Genomic DNA, 19,552 nt, shown 5'->3' with positions numbered 1-19,552 from the left:
CCTCCCCGAACCCCACCCCCTTCCCCCTAAAACTTTTGTAATGGGGGCGAGGGGAAAAACGGCAGGCACGGCATCGCTCCCGACCGGGAATGATGCCGTATTTGTCGTTATGAGAGCATATGTAGAAAAAATACACCCTTTCTTTCAAACACCCTTCCCCTTCATTCCAAAAGCCCTTCTCCTCTCTTAAAAAATATGAAATTTCATCTTATTACGCAGAGAAAGCCAGCATCTTTCAATCTTCATGCGAAGGAGAAACGGCAGGGGCTTTGCGCTGCGCGGAGGGAGATCCCCCCGGTCGCAGACCGGGTTAGCTCCCGGAGCATCGGCAGCGCACCGGCGACGGATGGCAGACAAAGAAAAGCCGAAAAGGAAGAGGGCCGTTGCGCGGCAGGCCAGCAACCCACTTGAGGCAGCGGAGAAACGGGGTGTTCCGGGGGGATTGCAAAGGGGGCCTGTTAGGGGCTCCGCCCCTCCGAGGCCCCCTTTGCCCCCGCGGGAGGCGGCCACCCTGCGCGGCAGGGAAAACGCCCGACGGCGCAGCCGGGAACCATCCCTACGTATTACATAATAATCTTAAACCATAGACAAACACTCTGCTTCCAACCCAATCCCCTCCACCGTCAAAACGGCAAGGTGCGGATACACCTCCACGCCGTGCGCCACGGCATCCCGCAGCCCCACGGCATACGCCGGATCGATCATGTCCGCAGGCCCGAAGCAACAGGCATCGGGCCGCTGTATGCAGTAAAACATGGCTGCCCGCTCCCCGGCGGCAACAATGCCTTTCAGCGTCCCCAAATGCTTGAGCCCCCGCTCGGAAACGGCATCCGGGAACAGCGCGACGTCATCCTCCGACATGGTGACATTCTTGCATTCGACCCAGAGCCTGGGCACCCCCGGCCCTTCGAGCAAACCGTCCAACCGGCTCTCGCCACGCACCTTTTCCCGCGCGAATGAGGTATAGCCTTCCGCCCACGGCAGCTTGCCCGCCCTGAACGCAGCCTCAAGCATCCGGTTGGGCGTGCTCGTATTCACCCCGGCCCAAAAGCCGCCGCGCGGATAGGCCGCAGGATCGCCGCACCACACCAGCTCCAGCGTCCACCTGAGCTTCCGCTCGGGGTTCTGCGCGGGAGACAACAACACGGGCGCGCCGGGCCGCAACAGCCCGATCATGGACCCTGTATTATTGGTGTGCGCCACATCCGGCTTGCCGTCGATCAACACGTGCACGAAAAAACGCTTCTCGCGGCGTATCAGACGCCCGACCACACAACCGGAAGGAAATGGCAACAATATGGACATGCACCCCACCCCATTCCCCCGGGGACCATGCCCCGGGGATGTTCTTTCCTTAAAAAAGCGAATGCCGATACCCGGCTAGAGAAAAAAAGCCCTTTCCACTTCCCGCATATCCACCAATTTACAGACGGGGCCTAACCTGCTACTGCATGACGACAAAGTCATGTAGCCACCGAGGTATAGTCCCATGCAATTCTCCGAAAGAATGGCCCACATAAAGCCTTCCGCCACCCTGACCATCAACGCCAAGGCCCTCGAGCTCAAATCGCAGGGCGTCGACGTGACCAGCCTGGCAATCGGCGAACCGAATTTTCCCACCCCCGCCCATGTCTGCGACGCAGCGAAACAGGCTATCGACGAGGGCTTTACCCGCTACACCGCCGTGCCCGGCATCCCGCCCCTGCGGGAAGCCATCGCCGGTTACTTTAAGCGCGCGTACGGCGTCGACGTCGCGCCGGACTGTACCATCGCCAGCAATGGCGGCAAGCAGTCCCTGTACAACCTGTTCGCCGCCCTGCTCAATGACGGCGACGAAGTGCTCATCCCCTCGCCGTACTGGGTGAGCTATCCCGACATGGTCTACCTGAACGGCGGCGTGCCGGTCGCGGTCAAGGCCCCTGCCTCGCAGGGCTTCAAAGTGACGGTGGAACAGCTCGAAGCCGCACTGACCCCGAAGGCCAAAATACTCGTCTTCAACTCGCCTTCCAACCCCACGGGCGCCTGTTATTCCGTGTCCGAACGCGACGCCATCGTGAAATGGGCGCTGGATCGCGGCCTGTTCATCATCGCCGATGAAATCTACGACCAGCTCGTCTACGAGCCCAACAAGCCGTCGAGCATCATCGTCTGGTGGAAGCAGTACCCGGACCGCATCGCCGTCGTCAACGGCCTTGCCAAGAGCTTCGCCATGACCGGCTGGCGCGTGGGCTATACCGTGACCCACCCCGACCTCGTCAAGAAACTCAGCCAAATCACCGGACAGGCCACCGGCAACATCTGCTCCGTGTCTCAAAAGGCCGCCGTAGCCGCCCTCACCGGCCCCTACGACTGCGTGGAGTCCATGCGCCAGGCCTTCCAGAAGCGCCGCGATATGGCATGGAAGGAAATCGCCTCGTGGTCAAACGTGGTATGCCCGAAACCCGAGGGCGCGTTCTACCTGTTCGCGGATATTTCCGCCCTGTATGACGAAAAAATGCCCGACGCCACCGCCGCCTGTACCCGCCTGCTCAGTGAAGCGGGCGTGGCGCTGGTTCCCGGCGACGCCTTCGGAGCGCCGGACTGTATCCGGTTCTCCTACGCCGTGGCCGACGACGTGCTCATGGACGCCCTCGCCCGCGTCCGCAAGGTCCTCATCGGACAATAATGCTGACCTCCGGTTCCGGGGCTTCCCGGAACCGGAAAACGCCGCCCGCGGACGGCACTTTTCAGGAGACGGTATGCATACTCTGGATTGGAAGCACGCATGGACCGGACGGTTGCTGACGACGGCACCGACACGCCCGCAGGCGCTCAAGCTCCTTGAGCCGCAGCTCGACAGCTGCAATGCCCGCCTCATCGGTGAAGTGGCCTCGGGCAAACTTCCGTTCCTCAACCTGCCTTTCCGCAGCAGCCTGACGGCCCGCCTCAAGGCGCTCACCCCGCAGCTCCGGCGCTTCAAGCATATGGTCGTGCTGGGCATCGGCGGCTCGGCCCTCGGCACCCGCGCACTCCAAAAGGCCTTTTTCCCTCAGCAGGATCTCCCGAACCACCAGGGGCCGTGGCTGTGGATTCTGGACAACGTGGACGCCGATGTGCTCGAAGCGCAGATGTCCACCCTCAATCCCGAAGAAACCATCGTCGTCCCCGTCAGCAAATCCGGCGGAACCATCGAAACGCTGGCCCAGTACTTTTTCATGAAGGCGTGGCTGCAAAGGGCGCTCCCCAACACGTGGCACGAGCATATGCTGCTCGTCACCGACGAAAAGAAGGGCTACCTGCGCGAAGAGGCCGACCGCCACAACATCGTGTCCCTGCCGGTGCCGGACCATCTGGGCGGGCGGTATTCCGTCCTTTCCGCGGTGGGGCTCGTCCCCGCCGCCTTCATGGGCTTGCCGTGGGAAGACTTCCTCGAAGGCGCGGCCAGCGTGAACGCGCCGCTCGTCAACGACGAACTCGGCAAGCCGGAAAACCTCCGCAACCATCCCGCATGGGCGCTCGCGAACTGGTGCTTCGAGCTGTCGCGTCACGACTACAGCCAATTGATTTTCTTCACGTATATTCCCTCATGGGCCTCTTTCGGCCAGTGGTTCGGCCAGCTCTGGGCGGAAAGCCTCGGCAAAAACGGCAAGGGGACCATGCCGCTGCCCGCCGTGGGCGTTACCGATCAGCACTCGCTCCAGCAGATGTTCCTCGACGGCCCCGCCGACAAGGGCTGCATCCAGCTGCACTGCCCGAACCTGAGCAAGGGCCCGCAGTTCCCGGACGACGTGCCGGACAGCTGGGAATGGCTGCGGGGCAAGACTTTCGGGGACCTGCTCAACGCCGAAACCCTCGGCTCGGCTGCGGCCCTCGTGCATAACGGCGTGCCGCTCACCCGCCTGGAAGCGGCGGAATCCTCCATGCGCGCCGCAGGCGAAGTCATGGGGCTGCTCATGGCCACGACCGTGCTTACCGGCTGGCTTATGAACATCAACCCGCTCGACCAGCCCGCCGTGGAGCTCGGCAAGCGCCTTGCCTATTCCCGCCTCGGCTCCTCCAGCTACCCGGAAGAAGCCGCCATTTTGAAGGCATTTCTGGACTAGGGGGTAGGCAAAAAAAGCTATAGAGACTTTGGGGAAGGGGAAAACGTTTCTGAAAGAAAGCGTCTCCCCTTCCCCTGATTTGCCAGCCTCCATTCCTTTCCAAAGACGTTTGTGCTTCGAATCTCTGTGCCCTTTCCGGTACAGGCATAAAAGAAATCCGTAGAAACACGTTGCCACGATCAACGGCAATCAGGGCTTTTTTCTTCGAACAAGGCCGACGGCTCTGTTCAAACAAAAAAGTCGTGGCTATTTTTCAAGAGCATCCCTATTGCGTAACCGACCTCCCCACCAAACGTTTCACGGGAAGGGAGCCAGGGGAAGGCATGACGGGTGCCTTTTTCATGGGTGCCCTCCCCGACATATACTACTCAGAGGCTCGTTTTGTTCGGCAAAAAAGACTCCGTGGACAAGGGCCTGCCGTTCGGGCTGACCCGGTTCCTCTCGTGGATATCGCTTATCCTGATCCTTGCTTCCAGCGTGATGCTGGCCTTTTTCATCGGCAATTCCGCACGCAACACGCTGCTGCTCCGCCAGCAGCAATACGCCATGCTCATGGCCAGCAACCTGAACCAGCAGATCTACCGCCGGTTCACGCTGCCTACCTTCCTCGCGTTCGGGCGCATCGCCCTGCGCCAAAGTATGCAGTACCAGCAGCTCGACGATGTGGTGCAATCCACCATCCTCGGCCTGCATTTGGAATCCCTGCGCATCTATGGGGCGGACAGGGTCGTCAACTACTCCATCAATCAGATGGAACTGGGCCGGACCGACATCACGCCCGCGTCGATGGAACGCGTCATGAGTTCGGGCATCCCCTTCTTTGAGACGCTCTCCAGCGTCAACATGCTTTCCGCCATGTTCATGCTCAAGATCCCGGACGGCAGTTACTCGCTGCGGACCATGTTCCCCCTGACCGTGGATCTCGGCATCAGCGAGAGCACCGGCAAACCGGAATCCCTTGTGACCGGCGTGTTGGAAATCACGCAGGACATCACCGACGATTACGACAGCGTCGTGCGCTTCCAGTGGCTCATCCTCGCCACATGCCTTGGTTCGTCCACCATCCTGTTCGCCATCCTCCAGTTCTTCATCATCAAGGCGGAACGGACCCTTGCCGAGCGCATGAGCCGCAACCGCAAGCTTGAGGCCGAACTCCATCAGAACGAAAAGCTCGCCAGCATGGGCCGCGTCATCGCCAGCATCGCCCACGAGATCCGCAATCCGCTCGGCATCATCCGGTCAAGCTCCGAGTTTCTCATCCGGCGCACGCCGGAACAGGAGAAAGGCAGCCCCGCCCAACGTATCCTCACGGCCATTTTCGACGAGTCCTGCCGTTTGAGCCAGATCGTCAACGACTTCCTCGACTATGCCCGCCCCCGCGTACCCCGTCAGGATCGCGTGGATCTCAACGCGCTGCTGAATCAGGCCACCGGCTTCCTCGACGGCGAAATGAAGCGCCTCGGCGTGGAATGCGTCCGCGACACGGAAGGTTCCCTGTTCGTCCTCGGGGACAAGGATCTGCTGTACCGGGCCGTCTACAACATTCTGGTCAACGCCTATCAGGCCATCGGGACCAACGGGACCATCCATATCCGCGGCGAACGACGGGACGACGGCATGATCGCGCTTTCGTTCCACGACAGCGGCCCCGGTTTCCCGCCCGCCCTGCTGCACAAGCTTCTTGATCCCTTCTTTACCACCAAGGATCACGGCACGGGCCTCGGCCTGCCCATCGTGAACACCATCATCACGTCCCACAACGGGAAACTGCTCCTGACCAACCCCGAAGAGGGCGGAGCCATGATCACCATCCTGCTCCCGGTTGCCAGCGAGCCGGATATAGGCGACACTCCCGAAAAAGACGAACGGCCGGCCGCAAGCGCGGATGACGAGCCCGTGACGCTGACCGATCCGCTCCCCTCGGAGAAACACGATTTGCGGGAAGGCGACGCCTCTCCGCAGACACGCTAGACAGACAAGGATATTCTCATGAACGACAAGGTGCATCTGCTGCTGATTGACGACGAGAAAAACTACCTGCTCGTTCTGGAAACGCTGCTGACCGAAGCGGGATACGCCGTGACCGCACTGAATGACCCGGAAACGGCGCTGGCGTTTCTCGAAGAGTCCGAAGTCGACATCGTCATCACCGACATGAAGATGCCCCGCATCTCCGGGCGTGAGGTGCTGGAACGGGTCAAAAAGAACTGGCCCCACATCCCGGTGCTCATCATGACGGCCTTCGGCTCCATCGAAAGCGCTGTGGAGGCCATGCGTTACGGGGCGTTCAACTACATCACCAAGCCGTTTTCCAACGACGAGCTGCTGCTTTCCATCCAGAACGCCGCCGAGCTGGCCCGCGCCCACCGCCAATACCAGCTGCTGCGGGAAAGCCTTGAAGAGCGCTACGGCAAGCACCAGATCATCGGGCGCAGCCGGGCCATCCGTGACATGCTCGCCCTTGTGGACCGCGCCGGGCCGAGCCGCGCCACGGTGCTCATCACCGGCGAATCCGGCACCGGCAAGGAACTCGTCGCGCGCGCCATCCACTTTTCCTCGCCGCGCAGCCAGGAACCTTTTGTTTCCGTGAACTGCATGGCCCTGAACCCCGGCGTGCTTGAAAGCGAACTCTTCGGACACGAAAAAGGTTCCTTCACCGGCGCGGTCGCCATGCGCCGGGGCCGTTTTGAGCAGGCCAGCGGGGGCACGCTGTTCCTCGACGAAGTGGGCGAGCTGACCCCCGAATTGCAGGTCAAACTGCTCCGCGTGCTTCAGGAGCGCCGTTTCGAGCGCGTGGGCGGCAGCGAGGAAATCGAAGTCGACATCCGCATCGTCGCGGCAACGAACAAGGACCTCATGCCGCTGGTGCAGGCGGGGACGTTCCGCGAAGACCTCTACTACCGCCTCAACGTGGTGCACATCCCGATCCCGCCCCTGCGCGAACGCCGCGAGGATATCCCGCTGCTGGTGGCCCACTTCGCGGAAAAGGCCGCCAAGGAAAACGGCATCCCGCCCAAGACGTTTTCCACCGAAGCGCTGAACCATCTTTCCGGCTACGAGTGGCCCGGCAACATCCGGCAATTGCAGAACGTGGTCGAACGCTGCCTTGTGCTCGTGCCCGGAGACGTGATCACCCTTGAGGATCTGCCCGCCGAGATCCGCGACGAGGAAGCGCAGTTCAAGAGCGCCGTGGATCTGCTTCCGGTGCAGCTTGATCTTGCCGATACCCTTGAGCGCATCGAAGCCGCGCTTATCCGCCGCGCGCTCGTCCGCGCCGACTTCGTACAGGCCAAAGCCGCGGAATTGCTCGGCATATCCAAGAGCTTGATGCAGTATAAGCTGAAAAAATATAGTATTACCGGGCATTAAGGAAATTGGGGAAGGGAGGGGGAACGTTTCTGAAGAAAAGCTTCCCCCTCCCTTCCCCAAGCCCCATCCCTCCCTCTCCAAAGACTTTTGCCGTTATTGAATCCCTATTGCCATAGCTGCCTGTGGACAAAAAACAATCGGACGGATTCCGTTCAGAGGCCCGCAACGCCGGGAAACTGCCGCCGGGGTTACCCCCTCGCACAGCCCCGCCCGCCATCCGCCCCGTTTACAAAAATCTCTGAAGAGAAAAGGGGGAGGTTTGGAGGGGGAAGGAGAAACGTGGGTTGCCCCTTCTCTAGAAAATTTCTTCTTCCCCCCAAAACCTCCCCGCACCTCTACACCTTATCACCGAGCCCCGCATGAAAAAGAAAAAACAAAACGACGAAGCGCCCCTTCCGGCGCGTGAAGCGGCCCTCCGGATTCTGGAACGCACGGGCATCAGCGCCCCCGTACAATCCCTGTTGGACACGAAATTGACAGGTGGCCTTTTTTCGCGTCAGGAAGCCGCTCTGACGACGGAACTCGTTTACGGGTATCTGAGGTCGGAAATCCGGATTTCGTGGCTTCTGAGCCAATTTATGAAGGCTCCGGAAAAGCTGCCCGCGTCCATGAAGCTCATGATCGGCATAGCCGCCTACGAGCTGCTGTACCTTGACCGCATCCCCGCCCATGCCAGCGTCAGCGCCGCCGTGGACGCCGTGCGAGCCCGGTTCGGGCAAGGGCTGTCCCGCGTCGCCAACGGCGTACTCCGGTCCCTTATCCGCCTCTCCGAATCCGAAGATTTGAAAGCCTTCGCCTTCTATGAATCCCGCATCAAAGATCCGATGGAACGCCTTTCCGTCTTCCACAGCGTGCCGCGCTGGATGCTCGAACTGTGGACCAAAGGCTACGGGCCGGAAAAGGCCGAAACGTTTGCGCGGGCCGTCTCCGTCGTGCCGTCCCCTTGCGTCCGGGTGAACGCCGCCCGGGACGAATGGGAGGCTCTGCGCGACTTCCTGTGCAAGGAAGGAGAAGCTGTGGGAATTTCGGGAGTCCGCTTCGCGCCCGGCACCCAGCCGGAGTATATGCGGGACTACCTGCGGCAGGGCAGGCTGTCGATACAGGGCGCGGGAAGCCAGCTCGTCCTGGAAGCGCTGGACGCGCCGCGCTGGGAAGGCCCCGTGTGGGACGCCTGCGCCGGACGCGGCGGCAAGACGCTCGCGCTCGTTGAGCTGGGCGTGCCCGTCCTCGCTGCCAGCGATACGTACCAGCCCCGGCTGCGGGGCATGAGGGACGACGCCAAGCGCCTTGTGCTCAAGACTCCGCCGCTGTTCTGCGCCTCGGCGGCCGAACCGGCTCTGCGGGGCACGCCCAGGACCATCCTGCTTGATGTCCCGTGCAGCGGCCTCGGCACGCTTGCCCGGCACCCTGACCTGCGCACGCTCCGCACCCCCGGGCAGGTAGCCGGGCTGGTCGACCTCCAACGCCGCATCCTCGATGCCGTGTGGTCGTACCTGCCTTCCGGCGGGCACCTCGCCTACATCACCTGCACCATGAATCCCGCCGAAAACGAAGGGCAGATCGACGCGTTCCTCGCCCGTACGCCCGGCGCGTCGCTCGAAAAGCAGTGGCAGAGCACGCCCGATGCCTTCGGCAGCGATTTGATGTATGGAGCGATGCTCAAAAAAGCATAAAAAGAAATGAGAGAACGGGTCACCGTTCTTTTGGAAAAACGTCCTGGCTCCAGATCGCCATATGAAAAATGCAGGGAATGCCTCAAACGCTCGAGGCATTCCCTGCATCTGCAAAGAAACGAGCGCCCTCATCGCAGCAGCGGCATACTTCCGGTCAGTCTGCTGACCAGCTTCTTGGGGCCGCAAAGGCCTAGGCCGAAATACCGCCATTCGCTTTCGTCCGCCTGCGCCGCCTTGCCGATGTATTCGCCGTAGTTTTTGCAGCACTGGGCCACATCGGAAAAATCCACAACAATCACATCCTGATAATCGACCCCATACAGTGTCTCTCTGATGGCTCGGATCTGTTCCGCATCGCCCCGTAAAATCGGCACCGGAAACATAATGATGCCCAGATGGGCCTTGCCGGAACCATCGAGCACATCCGCGCCGACCGCTTCGGGCATATGCTTGCCCAACGTGATGCCCAAGATGGCGGCGGTATTAGCGAGAAGCCCCAAAGGCAGGTTTTCGTCCAGAACCATTACGCATTTTGAAGTCGTACTTTCCACAGCGCTCTCCTTTTCAGGAAAAGGCTAGCACGGGGCCTGAGCAAACGCTTGCACGATATTGCTCACCGTTTCCACCGCTCCATACCGAACACGGCCTTGCCCCGAAAAACATCTTTCCACATCTTCGCCACAAAAAAACGCCGATTTCCCTTTCGGGAAACCGACGTTGGAGGCGTATCCCGCTCCCATCAGGCTCCGTGAAAAATTTTATTATATTTTTACCATTTCGTAATGGTTACGGGCAATTCACGGATAGCCTCGCGCAGCGCATCGGGTGAAGCGACAGCGGCCCCGACCTGTGCGACGACGAGCCCGGCGGCATAGTTCGCCAGCACACAAGAAGCCAGAAGGGGCAGTCCGGCGGCAAGCCCGAGCCCGAGAGTGGCGATGACCGTATCGCCCGCGCCGGTCACGTCAAAAACGTCCTGCGCCATTGTGGGAACGTGCCAAACCTCGGAAGGCCCGGAGAACAGAGCCATACCGTCCGAACCGAGTGTCGTGAGCAGATGCGGACACCCCACCTTTTCCAGAATGGCGCGCCCGGCGGCGAGGATTTCTTCTCGGCTCCGTACGGGCATCCCCGCGCACTCGCCCGTTTCCTTCGTATTCGGCGTGAGCAGGAACGAACCGCCGTACAAGCCTACATTGCTCGGCTTGGGATCGATCAAGACCTTCACCTGATGCGGGCTGGCGGCGAGCAGTCCACGCAAGCGGGACATGAACGACAGAGAGACGATGCCCTTGCTGTAATCGGACAGGATGACCACATCGTGCGCCGGAAGCTGCTCCGTAATGACGGAAAGCAGGGCTTCCTGATCGGCGGAGGAAAGCGGGCTGGCGTCCTCGCTGTCCAAGCGCAGCATCTGCTGGCGCCGGGCCATGACGCGGGTTTTTACCGTGGTCGGGCGCTGCGGCAGTGCCACGAACGCGCCGCAAATGCCTTCATCACGGACGAGCCCCCGGATACGATCGGCGGAGGCATCCTTGCCCATCACGCCCGCGAGCGTCGCTACGCCGCCAAGCGCCACGATATTGCGGGCCACATTGCCCGCACCGCCGAGCAGATAGCGTTCCTTTTCGATCCGGACGACCGGGACGGGCGCTTCCGGAGAAATGCGATCTGCATCGCCTATAAGATAGGCATCCAACATGATGTCGCCGACGACCAGCACGCGCTTGCCCGCCAGCCCGCCCACGACATCGGGCGTCAAGAGAACCGGAGACGCGTCAGACATGGAAATCCTTTGGTTGAAGATCATTCCGGCTTGGCTTCGGAAAGCTCCACCGAGAGCCCCAGACGGCTCAGGAGCTCCGCAAGCTGTTCTTCGGATTCGTAGGGAAGCGTGATCCGTCCCGCGCGGTCGGTCCCGGAAATGGACGCCTTGGGCGCGACATTCTCCCGAAGCTGCCGGATGGCCAGTTTGATACATGCGGGCTTGGGCGCGCGGGCACTGCGGGCCACGGGAGCGGAGGCCCCCATCAGCGAAGACGGCAACAAACCGTGCCGTTTCCAGTGGATGACGGCTTCTTCGGCGTCACGTACGGACAGGCGGCGCATCATGACCGCATTGAACAGGATGTCCTGCAGAGCGCGCTCGGGAAGCGCCAGTACGGCGCGGGCATGGCCGGGCGTGAACACGCCGTCCTTGAGCGCATCCTGCATAGGGCGGGGAAGCTGAAGCAGGCGCAGGGAGTTGGCGACGGCGGAACGGCTCTTGCCAAGCCGCTGGGCCAGCTCCTCCTGACTGTACGGCAAACGCTCGCGCAGGGACTGGATGGCTTGGGCCTCTTCAAGCGGGTTCAGATCCTCGCGCTGGAGGTTTTCGATAAGCGCGGCGGTCAGGGCGTCCTCATCGGACAGTTCCCGCAGATAAACCGGCACTTCGGTAAGCCCGGCGCGCTGCGCGGCCCGCCAGCGGCGCTCGCCCGCCACGATTTCATAGATGGTCGCCGTTTCCGTCCGGCGCGGACGCACCAGCAGCGGCTGGATGACGCCCTGGCTCCGGATGGAGGCCGCCAGTTCGTCAAGCGCGGCCTCGTCGAAATGTTTACGGGGTTGCCCCTTGCAGGGCGTCAGCGCGGCGATGGGCAGCGTCGTCGTATTCTTGGGCACCGAGGGCGCGGGCACCTCCGCGCTGTCCGCCTTGGCCGAAGACGGGCGCTCCGCAGGCGTTACGTTGCGGAACAGCGCATCCAGACCGCGCCCCAAACCACGTTCATTCGCAGACATGGGAAAACCTCACAGTCGTTCAAGGCAGGGACGCCCTGCCGATGTTTTCACGTGAAACACTACTCCGCCTTCGCGGTACGCGAGCCGGGCTTGCGCATGACGATTTCCTTGGCAAGGCTCAGATAGGCCTCGGAGCCTTTGGACTTGATGTCGTAATGAAGGATGGACTTGCCGAAGCTGGGGGCCTCGGAAAGCCGCACGGTGCGGGGGATGACCGTTTTAAAGATCTGATCGGGGAAGCAACGGTTCACTTCGTCCTGCACTTGCCGCGTCAGGCGGTTGCGCCCATCGAACATGGTCAGCACCACGCCGAGAAGCCCCAACTGAGGATTGAGCCGCTTCTTGACCTGTTCATAGGTTTGCAGCAGCTTGACGATGCCTTCCAAGGCAAAGAACTCGCACTGGAGCGGTACAAGGATCTCCTTGGCGGCGCACAGGGCGTTGAGCGTGAGCAGGCCGAGCGACGGAGGACAATCCAGGATAATGAAATCAAAACGCTTTTCCAGCGGCTCCAGCAGTTCGGAAAGATAGAATTCCCGCCCCATCTTATCCACAAGCTCCAATTCAGCCGCCGCCAGATCCGTACCGGAGGGCAAGAGGAACAAATACGGCGAAACCGTGGATAAAATGGCCTCGTTAACCTTTTCGGGCTGGAAGAACGACGTGTACAGATTGGCCGGCAACACATCCTGACCGAAGCCGAGCCCGCTGGTGGTGTTTGCCTGCGGATCGCAATCCACGAGCAAGACGCGTTTTTCCATGATCGCCAATGAAGCGGCGAGATTAATAGCGGTAGTGGTTTTGCCCACACCGCCTTTTTGATTGGCAATGGCGATGATTCGAGCCATGAACGTCCCTCTTTGGCAATAGGAGAAGCGCGAGGACATAAAGGGTGAAACGAGGCCGAAGCTGCCTGAGCCTCATTTCTTCCCAAACAGTTCCGCATGGTTGCCTTGCAAGCGGCAGGCAAACCTCTGTGCCGCGTTTTTCGCGCATACGGCACGCCGCAGGGCCATACAGAAGCGTTCCCGGGCGGTTGCGCCGGAAAATCCCTTCATAAAGAAGGGCATTGTTTCACGGGAAACAGGCACGCTTCCCTTACCGTTCTCTAGAAGATGTCACACCTCACGTCAAGGGAAGACGAAAAGAGAATAAGAAGAAACAAATGTTACCATCAAGAAACATAATATGTTACATTCGGAGACGCCCCGCCATAACGACGCAGGAAAACATTGCCCCCGTTCAGCACGGCCCCGAGAAAAATGGAATGCGCCCGCTCCTTACATATGGGATTGGCCCTCCCAAGGAAGCCGTTCAAATTCTCCCTCTGTAAAAACGGCTATGCAAACCCTATCCCGCCTCCGGGCAAGGCTCATTCACCAGATGCTCCCACTGCCCAAGGAATGCGGCGCGGCTTTCCGCATCCCAATGCTCCATCTCCCGGACAAAAGCCCTTGCCTTGTCGCGCAACGCCCCTTCCGTCCCGGAATTGGCGATGACCTTATCGCATCCCGCCAGCTTGCGCTCCTGCGTCCACTGGAGGCCGTCCATCCGGGCCATGAGCGTATCCGACCAGCCCCGCACATCCAGCAGGCGGCGGCAGCGTTCGCCCTGCTCGCAGGAAATCCCCACAACGTAGGGCCGCCGTTCTCCGCACAGCTTGCGGCTCCAGCCGGACTCGAACCACAGCGGCACCTCGGCGACGGCGTAGCCCCGCCCCGCTTCTTCCTGCCCGCTCCAGAACCGTTCAAGATCATCCAGCACCAGAGGGTGCAGCAGGTTTTCCAACTCGTGCACGTCCACGCCCGACTCCGCCGACGGCAACAGCGCGGCAGCCAGAGCCTTACGATCCACAGGCGAACGGTCGTCGGGAATGAATCGTTCGCCATAGCGCAGCCGCAGCGCCTGCCAAGCCTCCCGGCCCGGCTCGTAGAGCCGGATTACCGCCGCGTCCGCGCTCCACGTCGGGACGCCCTCCTCCGCCAGCATCCGCATGAACAGCGACTTGCCCGATCCCGCCACGCCGGTTACGACGACGCGCCGCATGTGTCGTTCCAAGGTCAGCGCCGTCTGGACAAAATCCTCCGGAGGCGGGCAGGTGAAGGCCATCTTCTCACCCGTAAACGGGTGGATGAACGACAAATGCCATGCGTGCAGCATCTGACGCGGAGCCGGATCATGCTTGAGCAGCACGCCGGGGACGGGCGGCGTCAAAACCTGCCCGCCCCTTCCATACAATTTGTCGCCCCAGAGGGGATGCCCTATATGCGCCATATGCACACGGATCTGATGAGTGCGGCCCGTGAAAATCCGTACCCCAAGCAGACTGTAGCCCTGCCCCTTGTGCAGCACGCGCCACTCGCTGCGGGCTTCCTTGCCGTTTTTCACCACCGCAACCTTGACCTTCACCGTGGGATGCCTGCCGAGCGGCGCATCCACCGTGCCCGCCGGCGCGGGGACCCCCTGCACCAGCGCAAGGTATTCCTTCCGTATTTCCCGTGCCGCGAACGCCTCGGAAAGCCGCATCCTCGCCTCTTCCGTGAGCGCCACGCAGATAAGCCCGGAGGTGTCTTTGTCCAGACGGTGCACGATGCCGGGCCGGAAGCCTTCCTGCGCCCGCAAGGACGGGAAACGCGCCACCAGCCGATGGACGAGCGTCCCATCAGGGCAGCTCGGCGCGGGGTGTACGGTCATACCCGCCGATTTGTTGAGCACGGCAAGCCACGCATCCTGATAGAGGATCTCCAGTTCGCCCTCTTCCGGCTGCACGGATGTCGGTTCCGCTTCCATCCGCAGTTCAATGGACTGCCCGGCCCCCACCTTGGCGGAGACATCCGTACACACGGCCCCGTCAACAAGACAGCCGCCATCCCGGATGGCCCGTTTCACTTTTTCACGTGAAACATCCTGTTCCCGCAGGGCCTCTCCGAGAAACCGGTCAAGCCGCACCCGACCGCCGTCAACTGTGAAAGCATATGTTCGTGTCATAAGGAATATCGGTAGAGGTGGGATGTGACGAGGAGGAAGGAACCCTCTTGAAGCAGGATTTCTTCATCCTCCCCAAACGCATCTCCTTCCCGGCTCAAGCAGGGCGAGGAGGCTGCTCAACAAGAATCCATTCCGGCGTTTTTCTTAAAGAGAAAGACATACAATCAAAGCGGGAAAAAGTGCAACCGACTGTCTTTATGCGCTTCTTATTTGCGCAGGAAGCCGGGGAGCTTGAAATACAGCTGCGAAAGCGGATCAAAGAGGCTTCCGGGCAGCCACGATGCCAACCAGAACAGGCGGAGCTTGGGCGAGGCCACATAAGGAGCCACCAGCCTGCGGGCCTCCGCCCCGTTGCCTTCGCGCCACAGGGTCACGGCCTTCTGGAACGCGGCCCGGCGGGTCAGGATCCCGACCAGATCGGGATAGTCCCGGTCATAGCCGGGGTACAGCTTCCGGTGCTTGTCGAGGATACGGAGCGTCTCATCGGCGAACTGGCCGAATTTGCGGAACGTCGTGTTCACGCCGTGGACGCGCCAACGGGTCAGCGGCTCGTCCACATGGTCCAGTTCCCATGTTTTGGCGATGCGATAAAACACATCCGCCTCTTCGCATACGTTCAGGGATTCGTCGAACCACTCGCCCAGGCTGTCCAGCGCCGATTTGCGGATCATGGCCGAGGACATGGAAATCCACTGCCGGGTCATGAGTTCGCGGAACACCATGCCCCGCGCCGGATGCGTCGACTCGAACATCCGCGAAAGCGTGCCCTTCTCGCTGAACATCTCGGTATCCGTGCTCACCAAGCCGAGCCTCGGATTGGCATTGAACAGCATCACCTGCTTTTCCAGCTTGGTGGAAAGCCATTCGTCATCACAGTCCAGAAACGCCAGCAAAGAACCTTCAGCCTTGGCAATGGCAAGGTTGCGCGCGGCCCCGAGCGGGACCGTCTTCTCGGCGAGGAAATACCGCACCTTCTCCCCGTAGCTCTGCGCGATGGCGGCGCTGTCGTCCGTGGAACAATTGTCCCAGAACACGATTTCCCAATCGGGCCACGACTGCCGGAACACCGAATCCATCGCCTCGCGAAGGTGTTCCGCGCTGTTGTAGCAATTCATGATCACCGTAACTTTCGGCATAGAGACCTCTTGTTGGAAGGGGAAAGGAAAACGTGTGGGGCGGCCCAGCAGCTTAACCCGGAAAACAGTTTCCCGGCAGCGTCGTCCACAAAAACTTGAAGGGCGTCAAAAAAACGACGCGCATAATCGCCTTTTCAGCCCGTTAAAAAAATTTTCCGACCCGTTTTCCCATCCATATCCCGTTTTTACAGCAGAGAGCCTATTGACGCGCAATATCGGCCCCGGCTCCTGAACGCACAAGCGCAACGCCGGGAGTTCAGGAGCCGGGGCCGCACTGAGGGGGTCCGGGGGGAATCATTCCCCCCGGCGGGGCCAAGGGGCGGGCCCCTTGCCGCCGGAGGCATCCCACGGCGGCATCCCCGCTACTTCACCGCTTCGATGATCCCCGCGCAAACGGCCTCGACATCCTCCCGGCTCAGGCCGGGATGCAAGGGCAGCGTCAACAGTTCGCCGTGCAACTGCTCGGTTGCGGGCAGAGACGGCTTGCCCCCGCCGTACAGCGACAACAAATGGTTCGGCTTGTAATGCTGGCCCGTGGGAATACCCTTGGCGTCCAGCGCGCCGATGACATCATGCTGGCGTCCGTTCAGGATGCGCACCGGGAAAATGTGCGGCACTATCCACGCTTCGGGCTCCGCCGTGAGCAGCGCCACGCCGGGCACGCCGGAGAGCCGTTCGCGGTACAGCTCGGCAAGCTCGCGGCGCTTGGGGGCGAATTCGCCGTCCAGCCGGGTCAGCTGCACCCGACCGATGGCAGCCATGACGTTGCTCATGTGGTAACGCCAGCCCTGCCGCTCCACGTCGAACTCCCAGCTGCGCTGCCCGGAGAAACGCTTTTCGGTGTCCTTTTCCACGGAAAGCAGACGCCCGTCGCGCGCGGCTTCGGCCACGGCCTGATCCGAGGTCACGATGCAGCCGCCTTCGCCGCAGGTGATGTTCTTGATGCCGTCAAAGCTGAAACAGGCCACATCTCCGAAGCTGCCGATCTTGCGGCCCTTGTACAGGCATCCGAACGCATGGGCGGCATCTTCGATGACCCGCAGGCCGTGCTTTTCCGCAAACGCATACACGCCGTCCAGATCGACCGGGTTGCTCGCGTAGTGTACCGGCATGATGGCCTTGGTGCGGGGAGTAAGGCGCCTTTCCGCATCGGCGAGATCGATGGTCGCCGTATCAAGGCGCGCATCGCAGGCCACAGGGACGGCCCCGGCCCCGCCGATGGCCTGAAAGGACGCCACGAACGTCAGCGAAGGCACCAGCACTTCCGCGCCGCTCCCGTGCCCGAGCACGGCCTCGACAGCCAGATGCAGGGCGGCTGTCCCGGTATTGACGGAAATGACCCAGCTCGCGGGCACGCCCAGATAGGCCGCCACATCAGCCTCAAATTGCTGCACTTCCTTGCCGATGCCCAAGTAGCCGTCTTCGCAGATGACGCGATGCACGGCCTCGGCTTCGGCCTCGCCAACGATGGAACGGGAAAGTCTCATGCTCATGTCAGTCTCCGGGGGTTCCCCCCCTGCCCCGCCGTCCGGCGGGCGCATAGGTCGGCGCCGCGTGGCGGACGCCAGAAAAAGGGGCAGGAAAACCCTGCCCTGACGTGTTACCAATGATAGGGGATATCCCGCGAATCAAAGTCCTTACGGAGCCCTTCCGCCGGATCGTGCGGGATGTCCGGGCAGTTGCAGATGACCGCAGGAACGCTCCCCGCCGCCGTAAAGCCGTACCAGACACGCGGCGGGATTTGCAGCAGCGCGTAGTTGTCCGGCCTGCCGAGCAGCACTTCCATGATCCGCCCGCGCGTCGGGGACTCGGGGCGGTCGTCATACAGGACAATCTTCAGCTGCCCCACTGGTACGGCAAAACGCTGCGTCTGGCGCGTATGGCATTTCCATGCCTTCACGCATCCCGGCTCCACTTCGGAAAAGTACACTTCCCCGATCTCCCCGAACAGCGGGGAAGCCGGGCGCATCATATGCATGACCGGGCCGCCGTCTGTGGGGATGACGGCCAGATCCAGCAATTCCACGTCGTTAATAACGGATTCCATCGGAACTCCACGGCAGCCCCAACGCGGCGGCCTTGCGGCAGTAATCCTGAATCTGCGATTGCGTGAACGCGTAAATGTCCGCGCCCTGTTCCCTGTAAAACACTTCGTACCACTTGGCGGTGAACCGCATGGTCGTGTCGAAATCCAGCGTGGCGCGCCAGTTGAGGCAGGCCAGAGCCTTATCGCAGCACAGTTTGAGCAGGGTGCATTCCTTCATCCCGGCCTGCCCCGCCAGATCCATCTTGCTGCCGAACCCGGACCACTGGCTTTCCAGCGACTGGACCACGTCGGCTACGGTGTGGCTGGCGTCGGAAGAAGGCCCGAAGTTGAACGCTTCGCCGTCGAGCCTGAAACCTTCATGGCAGCCGTCGCCCTTTCCCGCCTTCACGGCGTCGCGGTGCGCGGCGAACAGCTTCGCGCCGAGCCACAAATAGCCGGAAAGCGGCTCCAGCACATGCTGCCACGGACGGGTGGCGTGCGGGCTGCGGATTTCCACTTCCCTGCCCTCGCTCCACGCGCGGGCGCAGTCGGGCACGATGCGGTCCGCCGCCCAGTCGCCGCCGCCGATGACGTTTCCGGCGCGGGTCGTGGCGCAGTACGGTGCGTTCACCGGATCGCCGAAAAACGATTTGAAATAGGAATGCGCGATGATCTCGGCACAGCCCTTGGAAGCGCTGTAGGGATCGTAGCCGCCCAGATGGTCGGTTTCACGGTAGCCCCACACCCATTCGTCGTTGCGGTACGCCTTATCGCTGGTGATGCTGACCACGGCCTCAACCGAAGGCGTCACGCGCACGGCTTCCAGCACGTTGAGCGTGCCCATCGCGTTGACTTCGATGGTGTCGGCGGGGTTATCGTAAGAAGCGCGCACAAGTGCCTGTGCCGCCAAGTGAAAGACGATCTCCGGCTTGAATTCCCGCATGGCTTCGACAAGCGCCTTACGGTCGCGCACGTCGCCCCGGTAGTCGCGGATACGCCCGCCAAGGCCGATTACGTCGAAATGCGACGGACCAGTCGGCACGGCGTCCGAAAAACCGGCGACTTCCGCGCCCATCTGGAGCAGCCACGCCGTCAGCCACGAACCCTTGAATCCGGTGTGCCCGGTGACGAACACCCGGCGGCCTTCATAGATATGACCAAACATAGATTGTCCTTGGGGGAGAATGCCTCCGGCGTCCAGAGCGCTACCGCCCTCTGGGCTCCTGTCCGAGGGGAAGGATTCCCCCCCGGGCCCCCTCAGCGCCTCCGCATCCCGCACAGGCTTGCGCCTGCACGGGATACGGCGGTTCTGTGGGCGTCGGACATCCTTTTTCAGGATGCCGCAACGGAGCCGCCGGGAAACTGTTTTTCAAAGAAAGGCGTATCGGAATGCCCCACCCACAACCCGCCCCACTTACAAAAGTCTTGGGAGGGAGAGGGATGGGGGTGCGGGGGAAGGGGGAGGGAAGCCCTTCTCCAGAAGGGTTCCCTCCCCCT

General features: G+C 61.5%; 16 protein-coding genes. 6 read left to right on the top strand and 10 right to left on the bottom strand.

Annotation, left to right across the window (positions count from 1 at the left end; genetic code table 11):
* Positions 1 to 190: hypothetical protein (locus T370_RS25735; RefSeq protein ID WP_211250531.1), on the top strand; the 190-nt coding region annotated here is incomplete at its 5' end.
* 386 nt (positions 191 to 576) lie between these two features.
* Here the strand turns inward: T370_RS25735 and sfsA are convergent.
* Positions 577 to 1,305: a DNA/RNA nuclease SfsA gene (sfsA, locus tag T370_RS0116935; RefSeq protein WP_029436418.1), complete on the bottom strand. Its 729-nt coding sequence runs from the start codon at positions 1,303 to 1,305 to the stop codon at positions 577 to 579.
* 184 nt (positions 1,306 to 1,489) lie between these two features.
* Between sfsA and T370_RS0116930 the strand changes: the two genes are divergently transcribed.
* The 5 genes from T370_RS0116930 to T370_RS0116910 all read left to right on the top strand — a co-directional run bounded on the left by T370_RS0116930 (position 1,490) and on the right by T370_RS0116910 (position 9,124).
* Complete coding sequence (locus tag T370_RS0116930; RefSeq protein WP_005028074.1) at positions 1,490 to 2,665, top strand: pyridoxal phosphate-dependent aminotransferase; 1,176 nt, start codon at positions 1,490 to 1,492, stop codon at positions 2,663 to 2,665.
* 73 nt (positions 2,666 to 2,738) lie between these two features.
* Positions 2,739 to 4,082: a hypothetical protein gene (locus T370_RS0116925; protein WP_029436417.1), complete on the top strand. Its 1,344-nt coding sequence runs from the start codon at positions 2,739 to 2,741 to the stop codon at positions 4,080 to 4,082.
* Positions 4,083 to 4,463: 381 nt separating this feature from the next.
* Positions 4,464 to 6,053, top strand: coding sequence for a sensor histidine kinase (locus tag T370_RS0116920; protein WP_005028076.1), 1,590 nt, complete (start codon positions 4,464 to 4,466; stop codon positions 6,051 to 6,053).
* An 18-nt stretch (positions 6,054 to 6,071) separates the two neighbouring features.
* Positions 6,072 to 7,451, top strand: a complete 1,380-nt coding sequence (locus tag T370_RS0116915; RefSeq protein ID WP_005028077.1) for a sigma-54-dependent transcriptional regulator — start codon at positions 6,072 to 6,074, stop codon at positions 7,449 to 7,451.
* 359 nt (positions 7,452 to 7,810) lie between these two features.
* Positions 7,811 to 9,124, top strand: coding sequence for a transcription antitermination factor NusB (locus T370_RS0116910; RefSeq protein ID WP_016360637.1), 1,314 nt, complete (start codon positions 7,811 to 7,813; stop codon positions 9,122 to 9,124).
* 128 nt (positions 9,125 to 9,252) lie between these two features.
* Here the strand turns inward: T370_RS0116910 and T370_RS0116905 are convergent, their stop codons facing one another.
* The 9 genes from T370_RS0116905 to rfbG form a co-directional block, all read right to left on the bottom strand.
* Positions 9,253 to 9,675 (bottom strand): DUF2000 domain-containing protein, encoded by a 423-nt coding sequence (locus T370_RS0116905; protein ID WP_034506861.1) that lies wholly within the window; start codon positions 9,673 to 9,675, stop codon positions 9,253 to 9,255.
* Positions 9,676 to 9,893: 218 nt separating this feature from the next.
* On the bottom strand, positions 9,894 to 10,910 hold the full coding sequence (gene rfaE1, locus T370_RS0116895) for a D-glycero-beta-D-manno-heptose-7-phosphate kinase (protein ID WP_005028080.1): 1,017 nt from the start codon (positions 10,908 to 10,910) through the stop codon (positions 9,894 to 9,896).
* Between the two features lie 20 nt (positions 10,911 to 10,930).
* Positions 10,931 to 11,905 carry a ParB/RepB/Spo0J family partition protein gene (locus T370_RS0116890; protein WP_029436415.1) on the bottom strand — a complete coding sequence of 325 codons (975 nt, stop codon included), beginning with the start codon at positions 11,903 to 11,905 and terminating at the stop codon, positions 10,931 to 10,933.
* A gap of 59 nt (positions 11,906 to 11,964) precedes the next feature.
* The gene (locus T370_RS0116885; protein ID WP_005028082.1) at positions 11,965 to 12,753 is read right to left on the bottom strand and encodes a ParA family protein; all 789 of its coding nucleotides are present in this window, start codon (positions 12,751 to 12,753) and stop codon (positions 11,965 to 11,967) included.
* A gap of 502 nt (positions 12,754 to 13,255) precedes the next feature.
* Positions 13,256 to 14,893, bottom strand: coding sequence for a dephospho-CoA kinase (locus T370_RS0116875; RefSeq protein WP_034506858.1), 1,638 nt, complete (start codon positions 14,891 to 14,893; stop codon positions 13,256 to 13,258).
* Between the two features lie 206 nt (positions 14,894 to 15,099).
* Positions 15,100 to 16,029: a glycosyltransferase family 2 protein gene (locus tag T370_RS0116870; protein ID WP_016360640.1), complete on the bottom strand. Its 930-nt coding sequence runs from the start codon at positions 16,027 to 16,029 to the stop codon at positions 15,100 to 15,102.
* A 362-nt stretch (positions 16,030 to 16,391) separates the two neighbouring features.
* On the bottom strand, positions 16,392 to 17,522 hold the full coding sequence (locus T370_RS0116865) for a DegT/DnrJ/EryC1/StrS family aminotransferase (protein ID WP_005028086.1): 1,131 nt from the start codon (positions 17,520 to 17,522) through the stop codon (positions 16,392 to 16,394).
* Between the two features lie 107 nt (positions 17,523 to 17,629).
* Positions 17,630 to 18,076 (bottom strand): dTDP-4-dehydrorhamnose 3,5-epimerase, encoded by a 447-nt coding sequence (locus T370_RS0116860; protein WP_029436413.1) that lies wholly within the window; start codon positions 18,074 to 18,076, stop codon positions 17,630 to 17,632.
* Positions 18,060 to 19,220 (bottom strand): CDP-glucose 4,6-dehydratase, encoded by a 1,161-nt coding sequence (gene rfbG, locus T370_RS0116855; protein WP_029436412.1) that lies wholly within the window; start codon positions 19,218 to 19,220, stop codon positions 18,060 to 18,062. The genes T370_RS0116860 and rfbG overlap by 17 nt, the downstream gene beginning before the upstream one ends.
* Between the last annotated feature and the right edge of the window lie 332 nt (positions 19,221 to 19,552).

The organism is Bilophila wadsworthia ATCC 49260 (assembly GCF_000701705.1).
GTDB lineage: Bacteria > Desulfobacterota > Desulfovibrionia > Desulfovibrionales > Desulfovibrionaceae > Bilophila > Bilophila wadsworthia.
The sequence above is the reverse complement of the archived record's forward strand: the minus strand, read 5'-3'. Positions and strand labels throughout refer to the sequence as shown.